Here is a 17,541-nt window from a genome sequence, read left to right as displayed (position 1 = left end):
GGTTTTAGTAATTAAACCACTGCTCTTTATCACAATTATTTCTTGTCTTTATCAGGATCTACTTCAGAGAAGTCGCCATCAACGGTATTGTCATCGCCTGACTTCTTACCATCAGTTGAGTTGTTGTTACCGTCATTGTTTGCACCGTTAGCTTGTTGAGCCTCTTGTGCTTGTTGATAAAGTTTAACTGATAAGTCTTGAACGATCTTATTCAAGTCATCCCGTTTCTTCTTCATGTCTTCAAGGTCGCCTGAATCTTGAGCTTTCTTCAAAGCATCACGAGCATCTTGGGCTTTCTTGATTTCATCGTCAGAAACTTTACCTTTAACGTCTTTTAGAGTCTTGTCAGTTGCGAATAATGTTTGTTCAACATCGTTCTTAACATCGACTTCTTCCTTACGTTTGTTATCTTCTTCTTCGTGTTCCTTAGCTTCTTTCATCATCTTGTCGATTTCTTCATCGCTCAAGCCTGATGAACTCTTGATAGTGATCTTTTGTTCCTTGTTAGTACCCATATCCTTAGCTGATACGTTAACAATACCGTTCTTATCAATATCGAAAGTAACTTGGATTTGTGGTACGCCACGAGGAGCTGCAGGAATATCTGTTAATTGGAAACGACCCAAAGTCTTGTTGTCAGCAGCCATTGGACGTTCACCTTGAAGAACGTGGATATCAACGGCGCTTTGGTTATCAGCAGCAGTTGAGAAGACTTGTGACTTGCTTGTTGGGATAGTTGTATTTCTATCGATCAACTTAGTGAAGACGCCACCCATTGTTTCGATACCAAGTGATAGTGGTGTAACATCAAGTAGAACAACGTCTTTAACATCACCAGAGATAACACCACCTTGGATAGCAGCACCCAAAGCAACGGCTTCATCAGGGTTGATTGAGTGGTCAGGTGTCTTGCCAGTCCACTTAGCAACTGCATCTTGAACAGCAGGGATACGTGTTGAACCACCATTTAAGATAACTTTGTCAATGTCAGAATTTGTCAAGTTGGCATCCTTCAAAGCATTGTCAACAGGGATCTTAGTTCTTTCAACAAGGTCTGATGTCAATTCGTCAAACTTAGCACGTGTCAAAGTTTCTTCCAAGTGAAGTGGGCCATTAGCACCAGATGAAATAAATGGAAGACTGATTGATGTTTGAGCAACACCTGACAAGTCCTTCTTAGCTTTTTCAGCGGCATCCTTCAAACGTTGTAGAGCCATCTTGTCTTGAGATAGATCAACGCCATTCTTTTCTTTAAATTGAGCAACTAACCAATCGATGATCTTTTGGTCAAAGTCATCACCACCAAGGTGTGTATCACCATTTGTTGAAAGTACTTCGAAGACGCCATCGCCTAATTGAAGTACAGAAACATCAAATGTACCACCACCAAGGTCATAAACAAGGATCTTTTCATCACCCTTGTCATTGTCAAGACCATAAGCAAGAGCAGAAGCTGTTGGTTCGTTAACGATACGTTGAACATTCAAGCCAGCGATCTTACCAGCATCTTTAGTTGCTTGTCTTTGTGAATCATTAAAGTAAGCTGGAACTGTGATAACAGCATCAGTAACTTTTTCACCTAAGTAATCTTCAGAGAACTTCTTGATGTGTTGCAAAATAAATGCTGAGATTTCTTGTGGTGTGTAAGACTTGCCAGCAACTGTTACTTTGTAGCCAGCTTCACCCATGTGACGCTTGATTGATGAAACAGTATCTGGGTTAGTGATTGCTTGACGCTTTGCAACTTCACCAACTTGGATTTCACCATCTTTAAAAGCAACAACAGATGGTGTTGTTCTAGCACCCTCGGGATTTGTAATAATCTTTGGTGAGCCACCTTCAAGAACGGCTACAGCAGAGTTTGTAGTACCTAAATCAATACCAATAACTTTAGACATAAACCTAAACCTCTTTTATTTTTTTAATTAATTAACAAATTTTTTATTGTGCGACAACGACCATTGCAGGACGGAGTACACGATCTTCTAATTTATAACCCTTTTGAAGCACCGAAACGACTGTGTCTTTTGCATGCTTATCATCGGCTGGTACAGTTTGAACAGCTTGACTCAAAGTTGGATCAAACTTCTCACCCTCATTGTCAATCGCCGTTACATGGTTATTTTCTAAGGCTTTGACCATGTGTTCATGTACCATCTCAATGCCCTTCTTCAATTGCTTGCTGGCATCGTCGTCAGCTTCAACTTGAAGCGCACGTTCAAGATTGTCCAAAACGGGAAGAATCTCTGTTGCCAATTTTTGACCGTCATACTTCAGGATGTCAGCGACTTCCTTATTATGACGCTTAGTCATATTTTGCATTTCAGCTTGACTTCTCAAAAGATTATCCTCTAAATCAGAGCTCTTCTGTTTGAGATCAGCAATTTCTTTATCCTTAGGATCAACTTTTTTAGCTGCTTCCTTTTTGGACTTATCTTCAGCTGGTTGCTTTGTTTGGGTTGCTTCTTCTTTAGAAGTCTTCAAATCTTGATCTTTTTCTTTGTCTGCCATTACTTCCTCCTAAAATTTCAAGAATCATCATACCTTGAATAATAATCAATTAGTCGTTTGGCTAATTCTACTCTGAACTCTCCGAGTAAACCAATTAATTGTGAATAATGCATCGTGGTTGGACCTAACAGGGCAATAACCCCTTTACCATGATGACCGACATCGTAATTAGCGGTAATGATACTGTAGTTCTTCAAAGCATCGCTGCCTAATTCACTACCTAACCGCACTCGAATACCGTCATCAGTAATACTTGGATCGATCAACTTCCGCAAGTCATTACTCTGATTGATGATCGAGAACAACGACTGAACTTGCGATAAATCAGCATTATCAGCGTAATTCAAAAGATTCAACTGTCCGTCAACGTAATACTTCTCTGAACCGGCCTTCTTGAAAAGCTGATCCATCATGTCCAACAAACCATCAGTCGAATACATGTATTCCGAAAGTATGGCTGGAACATCATTGTGAAGCATCTGGATAACTTTAGGTAAAGGCTGACCCACTAACTTATCATTGACGATATTGACAATCTTTTCAATTATCGAAGTATCAAAATCATCATCAATTGTATAAATATTATTCTCAACATTATTATCACTTGTGACAATAATAGCCATAAGTTGATGTGGATTCAAAGGCACGATTCTAAATCCTGTTAAGAGGATCGAACTGCTCTCTGGACCTAATGTGATTGCTGTGTAACTGGTCAGATGAGATAAAATTTTGGCAGATTGTTCGATGATATCATCAATCTGGTGATATGTTTTACCAAAATCTTCGTCAATTCTTTTCGCAATATCTGATGGAACGCTTGTTGGTTGAACTAAGTGATCCAGATAATAGCGATATCCCATTGCTGAAGGAATTCTACCCGAAGAAAGATGGGTCTTCTCGAGATAACCTACTTCTTCAAGTACTGCCATTTCGTTTCTGATTGTCGCAGAACTTACATGAAAAGGTAGTTCATTCATCAATGTCTTCGAACCAACCGGCTGGCCGGTATCTGTAAATATGCGCACGACTTCTCTCAAGATTGCATCTTGACGTTGTGATAGCATTATACCGTCCTCCTTTTTAGCACTATTCGTACCTGAGTGCTAACAATGTAAAATATAACAATCTATCCTAATAGTGTCAAGTATGCACGCTCATTTTTCGCAATTATTTCACAAATTATTTTCAACCGTAAATGATTTAGAAAGAAATAGCATCTCATCCCAATAAAAAACCTCTGGTTCAATTTAGAATCAGAGGACCTTTTGATTATTTCAATCAATCTGCAAAGCCTGGATAGAATTGGTTTGATCTAGTTTCAATTGTTTAACAAGACCCTCAGCGTTTTCAAACTTTACTTCGCCACGCAGATATTTTACCCATTCGAGCTCAACTTTTTGGCCATAAATATCTTGATCAAAGTCAAAGATATTCGTCTCGATTGTCACGCCCGTATTTTCTTTAAAGGTGACATTGTATCCCACCGAGGTCATCGCCTGATACCAATGGCCAGCCACTTTAATTCTCGTGGCATAGACGCCAATTTTTGGCACTAACTGTGGACCTGAAATTTCCAAGTTAGCGGTTGGAAAACCTAATTGACGGCCTCGTTGCAAGCCATGGATGATAACCCCTTGATTCTGATAACGGTAACCTAAAAATTGATTAGCTGCGTCAATTTGCCCACTTTCAATGAAACTCTTAATAGATGTCGAGCCGATCTTTTTCCCATCGATCAATTGTTCAGGAACCGTAACTGTTTCAAATCGTCCTTGAGCAAAGTCAGGCAAGGTTTTCATATTAGCACGGTCTTTTTTGCCATACGTATAATCAAAACCTGCTACAACATACTTAGCTTTCAATCCGAGCATATACTGGTCCACAAAGGCCTGGGGCTCTAAATGGGCAAAATCATCGCTGAATTCGACAAAATAAAGTGCATCTACACCTAATTGCTCAACTAATTCAGCTTTTCTGGACATGGTTGATAAATATTTAAAATTTTTCTCATGTTGGTAAACTGTGCGAGGTGAGCGGTCAAAAGTCATTAAGACTGCTGGCAAGTTTTTTTCACGTGCTAAAGCTACACCCGTTTTAATGACCTTTTGATGCCCCAAATGTACACCATCAAAGAAGCCCATTATTAAGACAGTGTCGCTTTTGGGACGTTGCTGTTCCAATAAAGGATGTTTAACGTTTATTATTCGCATTTTTTATCTCTTTTTATTTATTATTCAATAACATTAAATCAGGAATCCACATATCTCTTACTTTATCATACTTGTAAAGGGCTTTCGTAATTCCATTTCGTTGAACTCGCAATTGTTGAGTCTTATCAGCTTCTACTTCTAAAAAGCCGCCATGTAAGACCCTAACTTCCCATTCTTCGTCAGTTAATTCGTGTTGAGGGACATCCTTTAAGACTTGGTCAATTGAACGTAAAAAGCTGTAATCATTATTGTCGAGCATCGTTGAAATTTGGCCAATTGTAAAAGTCTCGTCGAGACTGATCCCGGCACTCTTAACTCGCGTTAACTGCGACATATAAGCCGGCATTTCTAAAAGGTGACCGAATTCCACTGCCAAAGTTCTCACATATGTACCTTTAGAACACTTGACGTGAAACTTTACCGTCTGGTACCCAGTTGTGGGATCAAAAATCGGTTCATCCAAAATATGAAAATCATAAATATGAATCTGTCGCTGGGGACGCTCAACTTCAATGCCAGCACGGGCATATTCGTATAATTTCTTGCCATTGACTCTAACCGCAGAAAACATTGGTGGTATTTGTACTAAATCACCAGTCATTTTTTTAAAGGTCTCATTTAATTGCTCAACACTGAAAGGTTGCACCAGTTTCTTTTCTTCAACAACCTCACCCTCTCGATCTTCAGTCGTAGTTGATTTGCCTAAGGTGATCTGACCAACATATTCCTTAGGTGAACCAGTCAAAGTATTGACTAGTTTAGTAGCCTGTCCCACACAAATTGGTAAGACACCGTCAACAAGTGGATCTAATGTCCCGGTGTGTCCAATTTTTCGCGTGTGCAATAATTTTCTTAATTGATAAACGTAATCAGAACTAGTCTGCCCGATTTCTTTATTTAAAGGAATTACTCCGTCCATAACAATCTCCGTATCTGTCTATTCTCTTCAATAATCTTACTAGTTTTCAACTCAAAAAGGTAGATAAACCAGAATCGATTTATCTACCCATTTTTTAATTAAACATTACCGATTTGCTTCGTCTTGATGCATTTTAGCAATCAACTTATCGATTTTTTCACCATAACGAACTGAATCATCTTGTTTGAATTCTAGTTCAGGAACTTTATACAAAGTTAATTTTTGACCTAATTCACGGCGGATCAAACCGGTAGCTTTGTCCAGACCAGCTTGAGTTTTTTCAACGTCGCTAGCCTTTTCTGAGAGAATGCTGTAATAAATCGTGGCTTGTTGTAAGTCACCTGTCATCTCAACACCAGTTACTGTCACGCCTTGAACTCTTGGATCACGAACACGTTTTAAAAGAATGTCGTTAACTTCTTTTTGAATCTCTTGTTCTACACGACCAATACGATGTTTAACCATATCGTACCTCCTACATTATTTAAAAAACCTATTTAAGTCTTTTTATTCATCACTAGATGATTATATCACATCACGGTCAAAAAAAAGAAAGCCCCATGCTTTATGCATCAGACTTTCTATTTGAATTCAGTAATTATTTAACTGGAACTTCTTCCATGACATAAGCTTCAATTTGATCACCGATCTTAATATCGTTGTAGTTTTCGATTGTGATACCACATTCGAATCCGGAACCAACTTCTTTAACATCGTCTTTGAAACGTTTAAGTGAAGCAAGCTTGCCTTCGTAGATAACAACGCCATCTCGAACGAGTCTGACACCACTATCACGTTGGATCTTACCACTATCAACGTAACAACCAGCAATTGTACCGACCTTAGAAACATTATATGTTTCACGGACTGTCAAGTTACCAGTGATCTTTTCTTCATAAACTGGTTCAAGCATACCCTTCATAGCAGCTTCAACTTCATCGATAGCCTTATAGATAACTCTGTGTAGACGGATATCGACATTCTCATCCTTAGCTTGCGTCTTTGCTTGAGCGGTTGGACGAACGTTGAAACCAATAATGATAGCATTACTTGCAGCGGCCAAGTTAACATCACTTTCAGTAATAGCACCAACAGCTTGATGAATGATATTGACACGAACGCCTTCAACTTCGATCTTTCTCAAACTTCCGGCAATGGCTTCAGCAGAACCTTGAACATCGGCCTTAATAATAACGGCAACTTGTTTAAGTTCTCCTTCTTTCATTGTTTCGAATAAGTTATCAAGTGTAACTGGGTTAGAGTTTTGACGTTCCTTTTCAAGGGCACGACTTGCACGCTCTTCACCAGCAGCACGAGCAGTCTTTTCATCATCGAAGACTACGAACTTATCAGCTGATTCTGGAACATCATTTAGACCTGTGATCTCAACTGGTTCTGAAGGTTTAGCAGCTTTGATCTCTTTACCATTGTAATTAGTCATCGTTCTAACACGACCAAAAGTATTACCAACAACGATTGGATCACCGACATGCAATGTACCTTGTTGAACAAGCAATGTTGCCACTGGTCCACGGCCCTTATCCAATTTAGCTTCAATAACTGTACCAATAGCTTTTTGCTTAGGATTTGCTTTCAATTCCAAGACATCAGATTCAAGCAAGATCATTTCTAGCAATTCATCAATGTTAGTACCCATCTTAGCTGAGATATTAACAAAGATCGTATCCCCACCGTAATCTTCAGGAACCAAGTCATATTTCATCAATTCTTCGGTTACGTGTTGTGGGTTAGCACCTGGCTTATCGATCTTATTGATTGCCACAATAATTGGGTCATTAGCAGCCTTAGCATGGTTGATAGCTTCAATAGTCTGAGGCATAACACCATCGTCAGCAGCAACAACTAGGACAACGATATCAGTGATATCAGCACCACGAGCACGCATATTAGTAAAGGCCGCATGTCCTGGAGTATCCAAGAATGTGATCAATCTGTCTTGAAGACGAACTTGATAAGCACCAATATGTTGTGTGATACCACCGGCTTCACCAGCAGTAACATGAGTATGTCTCAAATGATCAAGCAAGGTTGTCTTACCATGATCAACGTGTCCCATGATAGTAACAACTGGTGGTCTGTGAACAAGATTTTCAGTATTGTTAGCTTCAGCATCGAAGTACTTGTCGATATCGGCAACATCTTCTTCGACTTTTTCTTGAGCATTGATACCGTAATCTGTGGCTAGCAATTCAATGGTATCTTTATCCAAAGACTTGTTTTGGTTGATCATGATCCCCAGCATGAAGAGTTTCTTAACAATTTCAGCTGGTTCTCTATGGATCAACTTACCAATATCTTGAGCGTTCATACCAACTGTATAAACTAATGTTTCTGGTAATGGACGTTCTTTTCTTTGTGGCATTGGCTTCTTAGGTTCGGTACGTTGACGTTGTTGACGCTTGCGTTCTTTCTTCTTCTTACGACTACCAAATGGATTAGCCAGATTAGTCTTATGTCCAAAGTCACGATTATTATTAGTTGGTTTTTGCTTCTTGTATTCTGGTTTTGGAATATCAGTTTGAGCTACAGTTGACTTTGTAGTTTCCTTAGCTTTAGCAGCTGTAGTTTGGTTATTAGGTCTTCTGTTTTGATTATTATTTGCACTGTTGTTGCGTTGGTTATTATTGGCAGAATTATTGTTACGGTTATTGACACGATTTTGGTTAGTGCCATTGTTGTTAGGACGGTGATTGTTCTTTTGAGCATTATCGTTATGATTGCGATTATTGTTAGGACGATTATTGTTATTTCTAGTTGGATGACTAGGAATACGACTAGCATCAGCGATGTTTGTCTTAAATTGTTCTAAGTATTTATTACCAGCACTTTGTCTTGGACGTGGTGCTTGTTGAGTTTGCGTATTAGAACGATCACGTCGATTATTGTTGTTGCGATTGCGGTTGTCACGTGTTTGACTATTGCGATTGTTACTGTTTGCGTTATTACGGTTGTCATTATTACGACCGTGATTGTCGCGCACTTGGTTACTACGTTCGCCATTATGGGTATTGTTGTTTGCGGTAGTGTTATTACGATGGTTATTATTATTGCTGTTTGGACGATTACCATTGGATGTGTGATTGTTGTTACGATGGTCAAAGTGACCTTTACCCTTATTAGTATCTCTTCTTACAGCAGTAATCTTGATTTTGGTCTTGTGTTCACCGGAATTACGATTACTACCTTCATGTCCCTCATTACTTGTGGAAGCTGGCTTTGAAGTTGCAGGTTTAGCAGCTGGTTTAGTAGCATTACTGTTACCTTTCAAGCTGTTCACAATCTTCTTTTCTGCGCCTTCATCGACTGATGACATGTGGTTCTTAACATCAATGCCTAACTTATTGGCGGCATCTAGTACTACTTGATTCTCAACACTATTTTCTTTTGCAATAGTATAAATTCTCTTTTTGACCATCCTATCACTCTCCTTAATTGTCCATTATTTCTTTTAACCTTTTAGCAAATCCAAAATCTGTTATTCCCATAACTTTTCTGTCTTTTCCAATAGCCGTTTTAATTTCATTACTAGTCAATGTATCTATCACAGGTACATTATAATAACTTGCCTTATTGTGCAAATCCTTTTTCGTGCGAGCACTACAATCCTCGGACATAATTACCAATTTAACTTCACCATTACGAATTCCGTTAATGGTCAATTCAGTGCCACTAATAACTTTTCGAGCTCTAACTGCGAGACCTAAAAAACTTAAAAAAGAATTCATTAATGTTTCTTCCCAAGATCCCCAAACAAGTCCATTCGAGCTTTTTGATGATCAACGAATTCAAATAGCTCATCATAAAAATCTGCTGGAACTGCATGTGAGAAAACCTTTTCTAAAGATTTCTTTGATTTAGCAGCTTTAACGGCTTCTGGATCCAGACCAACATAAGCACCGCGACCAGGTTTTTTACCAGTAGGATCAATCGAAATATTGCCTTCTTTATCTTTGACAATTCTGACCATTTCTCTTTTTGGATACATATTATTTGTTAAAATATCTTTTCGCATTGGTATCTTACGAGTTGCCAAATCCATCACCCCTTTTTATTCTTCTGAATCAGAATCAGCTTCCTCGGCAGCTGGATTCTTTGCATCATCTGCATTGGCGGCATTTTCACGTGTCTTCTCAATATCGATCTTACCACTTTCAACGTCAGCTAAGTCAACGTCTTGATCGTTATCATCAACGAATTCAACTTGTGATTCTGGTTTGATATCGATCTTGTAACCAGTCAACTTGGCAGCTAGACGGGCATTTTGTCCCTTTTTACCAATTGCCAAAGACAAATGATAATCAGGTACGATCACGATACATTGCTTCTTATCATCTTCGTCAAATTGAACTGCGATAACTTCAGCTGGATTCAAGGCATTAGCGATGAAATCAACTGGATCGTCGACATAAGGTACGACATCGATATTTTCACCGTTCAATTCATCAACGATTGCTTGAACACGGCTACCCTTTGGTCCAACACAAGTTCCCACTGGATCAACATCTGGATTATCAGACTTAACTGCAATCTTTGTTCTATCTCCAGCTTCACGGGCAATTGAGACGATCTCAACTGTTCCATCATAAATCTCAGGTACTTGTTGTTCAAAGAGACGTTTTACCAAACCGGGATCAGTTCTGGAAACAAAAACTTGTGGTCCCTTAGTAGCATTTTCAACCTTAGTGACGTAAACACGGATACGATCACGTGAATTATATGTCTCACCAGGCATTTGGTCTGATTTTGGCATAACAGTTTCGATCCGACCGTAAGTGATATAAACATAACGACTGTCGCTTCGTTCAACTGTTCCTTGGATAATTTCGTGCTCATATTGGCTATATTCATTATAAATGATATCACGCTCAGCTTCACGAACTCGTTGCATGATGACTTGTTTAGCAGTTTGCGCAGCGATACGGCCGAAGTCTTTTGGTGTTACTTCTTCTTTGATGTGATCGCCAATTTCATAACCCTTGCTCTTCTTTTGAGCTTCTTCTAAGCTGACTTCTAAACGATCATCAGCTACTTCGTCAACTACTTCTTTGACTGCATAAACATGTATATTACCCTTTTTAGCGTCAAATTCAACATCAACGTTTTGGGCTTGGTTGTAATTTCTCTTATAAGCTGCAACCAAAGCGGCTTCGAGTGATTCAATCACATATTCTTTTTTAATACCCTTTTCGCTTTCAAGTGCGTCAAGAGCCTCAACCATTTCTTTACTCATGATTTTCTCCTTAGAATTCGATTGCAAGTCGAATCTTGGCGATATTGTCGCGATTGATTTCTACTTGTTTTTTTAAATTCTTAACTTTAACGATCAAAGTTATTTTATCTTCAGTTACTTCGCTTAATGTACCCTCAAAAGCTTTTTGACCATCTTGTTTTTGATATAAAGAAGCATGCACATAGTCGTCAACATAATCAGCTAAACTAGCATCGTTTTTCAATGGACGTTCAGCCCCTGGTGAAGAAACTTCTAAGTAATAAGCGGGTTCGATAGGATTCAATTCATCCAGCTTTTCACCATATTCCTCACTGATCAGCGCACAGTCATCGATGTTGATGCCACCTTTTTTATCAGCATAAACTCTCAAATACCAGTCTCCACGCTCGTGGACGAATTCTAGATCAACAAGAAAAAAGTTATGTTTATCTAAGATTGGCTGTAAAATGGCTTTTAATTCTTCAACTTTTGTATCCAAGTACATTCCTCCAAAGTAATCGGCAATAAAAAGAGTGAGCATTTCTGCTCACTCATTAATCAATAATTAACTAGTAGTTAATTTAACATATATTACTATTTAAATCAACTTATATCAACTACCGTTAGAATAACGACAATTGATTCTCGTCGGGCATGTCATCCAAAACATGATTTTCAGTCATATATTCTATCACAGTTTTAGAAACTTTACCACGTGTACCAAGGTCTTGCTTCGATAAGAAAGGCTGTTCCTCACGGGCTGCAATGATCTGTTTAGCAACGTTATCACCTAACCCGGGAATTGCATTGAACGGAGCTAAGAGTGTCTTGTCATCGATGATCTTAAATTCAAACGCATCTGACTTTTCAATATCAACCATCTTGATCTTGAAACCACGTTCCAAACATTCGTTAGCTAATTCCAAAACAGTTAACAAGTTCTTTTCCTTAGTTGAAGCGTCCATCCCTTTATCATTGATAGCTTTCATTGAAGCTTTGACCGCCTCTTTACCTGTCGTCATCGCCACGAGATCAAAATCATCAGCTCGGACAGTGAAGTAAGCACTGTAGTAATAAAGTGGATAATGAACCTTAAAGTAGGCAATTCTCAAGGCCATGATAATATAGGCAGTCGCATGGGCACGAGGGAACATGTACTTGATCTTCAAACAAGAATCGATATACCAATCAGGAACTTCGGCATCTTTCATCGCTTGCTTCCAATCGTCAGGAATACCACGTCCCTTACGAACATGCTCCATAATTTGGAAAGCCATTTGCGAATCCATTCCGTAGTGAATCAAATCCATCATGATATTATCACGACAACCAATAACATCTTTTAGCGTAACGACACCTTTGTCGATCAATTTTTCAGCATTACCCAACCAAACGTCGGTACCATGGGAGAGTCCAGAAATTTGCAGCAATTCCGCAAAGGTCGTCGGATGAGTTTTTTCGAGCATCCCCCGCACAAAACGAGTCCCAAATTCGGGAACACCGAGCGTTCCAGTCTTAGAAAAAATCTGTTCTGGCGTGACATCCAAGGAATCAGTACTTCTAAATAATTCCATCACTCCAGGGTCTTTAACTGGCAAAGTCTTAGGATCAATCCCAGATAAATCTTGTAACATACGGATCATCGTCGGATCATCATGTCCCAGGATATCAAGTTTCAAGATATTATCATGAATCGAGTGGAAATCAAAGTGAGTAGTTTTCCACAAAGCACTTTGATCATCAGCGGGATATTGAATCGGCGTGAAATCAAAGATATCCATATAATCTGGCACAACGATAATACCAGCCGGATGTTGACCAGTTGTTCGTTTAACACCTGTTGAACCAATTGCTAACCGTTCTTCTTCTGCATTTCGCAAGTTTTGACCAGTCAACTCTTCATAGTTTTTCACATAACCAAAGGCCGTTCGGTCAGCAATCGTTCCAATTGTACCCGCACGGAAAACATGATCTTCCCCAAACAAAACTTTCGTATAATTGTGAGCTACGGGTTGGTAGTCACCGGAGAAGTTCAAATCGATATCAGGTACCTTATCCCCTTTGAAACCTAAGAAAGTTTCAAAAGGAATATCTTGACCATCTTTTTCTAAATCCGCACCACACTTAGGACATTTCTTGTCTGGCAAGTCGTATCCTGAACCAACTTCACCTTTGGTAAAGAATTCGGAATACTTACATTCTGGACAACGATAATGTGGTGGTAAAGGATTAACTTCAGTAATACCGGTCATTGTGGCCACGAAACTTGAACCAACTGAACCACGGGAACCAACCAAATATCCATCTTTATTGGACTTATAAACTAGGCGTTGAGCAATCAAATAAATAACGGAGAAACCATTACCGATAATACTCTTCAACTCTCGATCCATTCGTTTTTGAACCAATTCTGGCAGCGGATCACCATATAATTCGTGAGCCTTGTTCATTGTCAATTCACGGATCTCATCTTCGGCCCCGTCCATCTTTGGGGTATAAAGTTTGTCTTTAACCGGAGATATCTCTTCGATTGAATCCATGATTTTCTTAGGATTATCGACGATAATCTCTTGTTCAGTGGCTTGATCCATATAACTGAATTCATCAAACATCTCATTAGTCGTCCTAAACTGTACATCAGGCAACTGTGGACGTCTGGCCAATGCATTACTTTTGACCGCCTTGATGACGATGTCTCGATAAACCTTATCGTGCTCATCAATATAATGCACATCACCAGTCGCAACAACTGGCTTCTTTAACTCTTTACCCAGTTTAACGATATTTTTCAAAATCTCTTGCAGAGCTGCTTCATCTTTAATGATCTTGATATCAATCAAATGTTGATACAATGAGCGAGGCATAACTTCCAAATAATCATAGTATTGAGCTAATTCGCGTGTCTCATCGTAACCTTTTTGCATCATGCTAGTGAAAACTTCGCCATTCTCACAAGCCGAACCGACGATAATTCCTTCACGATACTTATTCAACAACCGTCTAGGGACACGAGCTGTTCGATAATAATATTGCGTCATTGAATATGAAACGATTTTGAACATATTCTTCAACCCAGCTTGAGTTTGAGCTAGCAAAATGGCATGACTTGGACGTGCCTGCTTATAAGCTTCATCCCCACCGATATGGTCATTTAACTGTGAAACATTGTCGGTTCCAAATTTATCTTCCAATTCATCGAACAATTTATACATCAAATAACCAGTTGTTTCAGCATCGGAATCAGCCCGGTGATGGTGTTCCAAAACGATATTATAACGTTTGGCCAAAGAATCCAGCTTGTGGTTACGATATTCAGAATGCAAGGTCCGAGACATTTCCAAAGTATCAATAACTGGCATTGACAATCGGTTTCGTCCCATTCTCGTCAAAGCAGCATTCATGAAGCCCATATCGAAAGTAACGTTATGACCGACTAAAATATCATCGCCGATGAAATCCATAAATTCGCCGATAATAACTGATTCATCTGGAGCATTTTCAACCATTTCCGTCGTAATACTAGTCAAATTAGTCGTTACTTCTGAGAGTGGATGACCAGGATTGATAAACTTGTCAAAACGGTCAATTACCTCGCCGTTCTTCATCTTGGTTGCCCCAATTTCAATAATCGAGTCGTATACGGCTGACAGACCAGTCGTTTCCGTATCAAAGATGACGTATTCAGAACCAGCAAGTTTTTGATCTCGTAAGTTGTAGGCAATAGGATTACCTTCGTCAACAAGGTCGATCTCGACTCCATAAGCAATCTTGACCCCGAACTTTTTACCAGCACTGAAAGCTTCTGGAAAGGCCTGCAATGCATGATGATCGGTGATAGCAATCGCTGGCTGCCCCCAGTCGCTAGCCCGTTTGATCAAATCAGTGGCGCTAGGAATAGCGTCCATTTGACTCATATTAGTATGCGCGTGCAATTCGATTCGCTTATTATCCTCTTCAGCGGTATCTTGACGTGATTCATGTTTGATCACATTGATATCTTGCGCCATAATTACTAATTCACGTGAGAAATTATCTTCTTGAACACTACCACGAACTCTGATCCAAGCACCTTTATCTAAGGAGTTAAAGAAGTTTTCATCATCTTCACCGTTAGAAAATTTCTTGATACTAAATGAAGAAGTATAGTCAGTCACTTTCAAAATCAAAAGTGAGCGGCCTGACTTAAGTTTTCGAACATCAATATCAAAGACATAACCTTCAACTACCTTGCCACGGTCCTCTTCAATGATATCGACCATCTGTGTAATTTCTTGATCATCGGGAATCTTGCGACCTACTTTTGAAACATTGCCTGCCGGTTTGGCCGCCTTTTTCTCACTTGCTTCTTTGGCCTTAGCTTGAAATTGCTTAGCTTTTTCAGCATTAGCTGCCTTCATAGCTGCTTCTTTTTCCTGCGACTTGTTTTGATCGATATTAGTTCTGATCTTAAAATCTGGAAAACCTAAACTACTGTATTCTGACTGCAAGCCGTTCATTAAATTGCCGTCGATAATATCAGCCATGAAATCATTCGAAACATCAAAAAATACCTGACCATCTTGCATGTATGGTGGAGTTTGACTGATCCGACTGATGACCATCGGTGAATTGACGCCGCAATCATTTAAAACATAATTCCAATAATCTTTTATGTCTTTTTCTCTCAGCTGAGCTTTTTTGGTACTGATCTCAAAATCGACTTGAGCAATCCCGTCAAAATTAGCCTTGAGAGCTTTTACAAATGTTAAAAATTCATCAAATGGCAAGACATCGTTGAACTCGAAGAAAAAAGTCCAGCGTTTACTATTCTTATGAACTTCCAACTTGGTTAATTTTCCGTCTGCAAATGAAGCCTTCGAACTTAAAAGACTGTCTAACTTGATCTGCTTAACGAGAATTTCAAAAAGTTGTTTTGTATCTGCCATATTCTACCTTTCAAAAAATAAAAAAGGCCTAAGCCTCATTACTGATTCTTAAGCAATATTTTTACTGAATTTACTAATTCATCTTTACTTACTTCAATGGTTTCGCCAGTACTTCTGATCTTCAATTCAACGATACCATCGCCAGCCTTTTTACCAACAGTGATTCTAATTGGCAAACCAATCAAATCGGAATCGGCAAACTTAACACCGGGACGTTCTTTACGGTCATCAAGTAAGACATCATATCCTTGATCTTGAAGCAATGAAACGATTTCATCACTCAACTTGCCTTGAACATCATCATTGTACTTAATAGGAACAACATGGACTTGATAAGGTGCCAAGCTTTCAGGCCAAATAATCCCGTTCTCATCACTATGTTGTTCAACAATGGCTGTCAAAAGACGTGAGATACCAATACCATAACTTCCCATGATGATTGGATTCGACTTACCATTTTCATCCAAGAAGTTAGCACCTAGTGCCTTGGAGAATTTAGTTCCCAATTTGAAGATATGACCAATTTCAATACCACGAGTGAACTTAATATGACCATGTCCATCAGGTGAAACCTCACCCTCTTTAATGACACGGAAGTCTCTAAATTCAGGCATTTCCGTTGTAATATCTTCAAAGTTAGCATTGATAAAATGACGATCCTTCTTATTAGGTCCCACTACAAAGTTAGTCAAACCTACTAGTGAACTATCATACAACACTTGCACATCTTCAGAAATACCCTTAGGTCCAATAAAACCAGGTACACTCTTGAAGACATCAGTTACTTCTTCAGCAGTCGCTTCACGTAAGAAGTCAGCACCTAAATAATTCTTTAACTTAACATCATTAACATCATAGTCGCCACGAATCATGACCATGACCGGCTTTTCGTCGGCGATATAAGCCACAGCCTTCATAATTCTTGCTGGATCGACCTTTAATAACGCTGCTAAAGTGTCAATGGTATGAACGTTAGGTGTATCGACTTCAGACATAGCTTGCTTTTCTTCTTGAGGATTTTCATCCATCTTACTTGCAGCCATTTCCAAGTTAGCTGAATAATCTGATTCATCTGAATAAGCAATCGTATCTTCACCGATGGCCGCAATAGCTGAAAATTCTTTAGAATCAGTTCCACCCATGGCACCAGCATCACCGATAATTGCACGGTAATTCAAACCACACAAATCGAAGATATTTCGATAAGCTTGTTCCATTTGATTAAAGATCACATCGAGTTGCTCTTTGTTAGCTGAGAATGAATATGCATCTTTCATAATGAATTCACGACCACGCAACAAACCATTACGAGGACGATCTTCATCACGATATTTCATTTGCATTTGGTATAAAGAAAGAGGTAATTTCTTGTAACTATTCAAACCTTCCTTAACAACACTTGTGAAAGTTTCCTCATGCGTTGGTCCTAAGATGAAATCACGTTCGTGACGATCTTTAAATTTGAAAAGATTGTCGCCATATGTTGCGTAACGGCCACTTTCTTTCCACAAGTCAGCTGGTAAAATTGCGGGCATGCGCATTTCAGCAACGTCGATCTTTGTCATTTCTTTACGTACGATATTTTCAATTCTTTGAATTACTGACCAAGCAAGTGGCAAGTATGCGTATACACCTGCAGAAACTTGTCTAATGTAACCCGCTCTCAACATCAACTGGTGACTGATGGCCTCAGCATCTGAAGGAGTTTGTTTCAGTGTTGGAATATATAATTTTGATTGTTTCAAG

The 17,541-nt window shown here is 39.1% G+C and carries 13 protein-coding genes; all 13 read right to left on the bottom strand.

All coding sequences use genetic code 11. From position 1 onward, the window contains the following. Positions 1–35: 35 nt before the first annotated feature. On the bottom strand, positions 36–1,898 hold the full coding sequence (dnaK, locus tag ACYT32_RS02840; RefSeq protein WP_395264367.1) for a molecular chaperone DnaK: 1,863 nt from the start codon (positions 1,896–1,898) through the stop codon (positions 36–38). Positions 1,899–1,941: 43 nt separating this feature from the next. Further along, entirely contained in the window at positions 1,942–2,511 is a 570-nt protein-coding gene (gene grpE / locus ACYT32_RS02835) for a nucleotide exchange factor GrpE (RefSeq protein WP_395264366.1), read from the bottom strand. A gap of 17 nt (positions 2,512–2,528) precedes the next feature. After that, entirely contained in the window at positions 2,529–3,575 is a 1,047-nt protein-coding gene (gene hrcA, locus ACYT32_RS02830; RefSeq protein WP_395264365.1) for a heat-inducible transcriptional repressor HrcA, read from the bottom strand. 210 nt (positions 3,576–3,785) lie between these two features. Beyond that, a complete protein-coding gene (gene ribF / locus ACYT32_RS02825) occupies positions 3,786–4,721 on the bottom strand; it encodes a riboflavin biosynthesis protein RibF (RefSeq protein WP_395264364.1) in 936 nt (311 codons plus the stop codon). Between the two features lie 13 nt (positions 4,722–4,734). Further along, positions 4,735–5,640 (bottom strand): tRNA pseudouridine(55) synthase TruB, encoded by a 906-nt coding sequence (gene truB, locus ACYT32_RS02820; RefSeq protein WP_395264363.1) that lies wholly within the window; start codon positions 5,638–5,640, stop codon positions 4,735–4,737. Between the two features lie 105 nt (positions 5,641–5,745). After that, entirely contained in the window at positions 5,746–6,105 is a 360-nt protein-coding gene (gene rbfA, locus ACYT32_RS02815; protein ID WP_395264362.1) for a 30S ribosome-binding factor RbfA, read from the bottom strand. Positions 6,106–6,238: 133 nt separating this feature from the next. Continuing rightward, entirely contained in the window at positions 6,239–9,076 is a 2,838-nt protein-coding gene (gene infB / locus ACYT32_RS02810; protein ID WP_395264361.1) for a translation initiation factor IF-2, read from the bottom strand. A 13-nt stretch (positions 9,077–9,089) separates the two neighbouring features. Further along, positions 9,090–9,386, bottom strand: coding sequence for a L7Ae/L30e/S12e/Gadd45 family ribosomal protein (locus ACYT32_RS02805; RefSeq protein ID WP_395264360.1), 297 nt, complete (start codon positions 9,384–9,386; stop codon positions 9,090–9,092). Continuing rightward, positions 9,386–9,694, bottom strand: coding sequence for an RNase P modulator RnpM (rnpM, locus tag ACYT32_RS02800; RefSeq protein WP_395264359.1), 309 nt, complete (start codon positions 9,692–9,694; stop codon positions 9,386–9,388). The genes ACYT32_RS02805 and rnpM overlap by 1 nt, the downstream gene beginning before the upstream one ends. 15 nt (positions 9,695–9,709) lie before the next feature. Then, entirely contained in the window at positions 9,710–10,891 is a 1,182-nt protein-coding gene (gene nusA, locus ACYT32_RS02795; RefSeq protein ID WP_395264358.1) for a transcription termination factor NusA, read from the bottom strand. Positions 10,892–10,901: 10 nt separating this feature from the next. Continuing rightward, complete coding sequence (gene rimP, locus ACYT32_RS02790) at positions 10,902–11,375, bottom strand: ribosome maturation factor RimP (RefSeq protein ID WP_395264478.1); 474 nt, start codon at positions 11,373–11,375, stop codon at positions 10,902–10,904. 118 nt (positions 11,376–11,493) lie between these two features. Further along, positions 11,494–15,795, bottom strand: coding sequence for a PolC-type DNA polymerase III (locus tag ACYT32_RS02785; RefSeq protein WP_461793352.1), 4,302 nt, complete (start codon positions 15,793–15,795; stop codon positions 11,494–11,496). A 38-nt stretch (positions 15,796–15,833) separates the two neighbouring features. Continuing rightward, on the bottom strand, positions 15,834–17,540 hold the full coding sequence (locus ACYT32_RS02780) for a proline--tRNA ligase (RefSeq protein WP_395264356.1): 1,707 nt from the start codon (positions 17,538–17,540) through the stop codon (positions 15,834–15,836). Position 17,541 lies beyond the last annotated feature (1 nt).

The organism is Companilactobacillus sp. FL22-3 (assembly GCF_054881455.1).
Note: the sequence above shows the minus strand (reverse complement) of the source record. Positions and strands in the feature narration are given on the sequence as shown.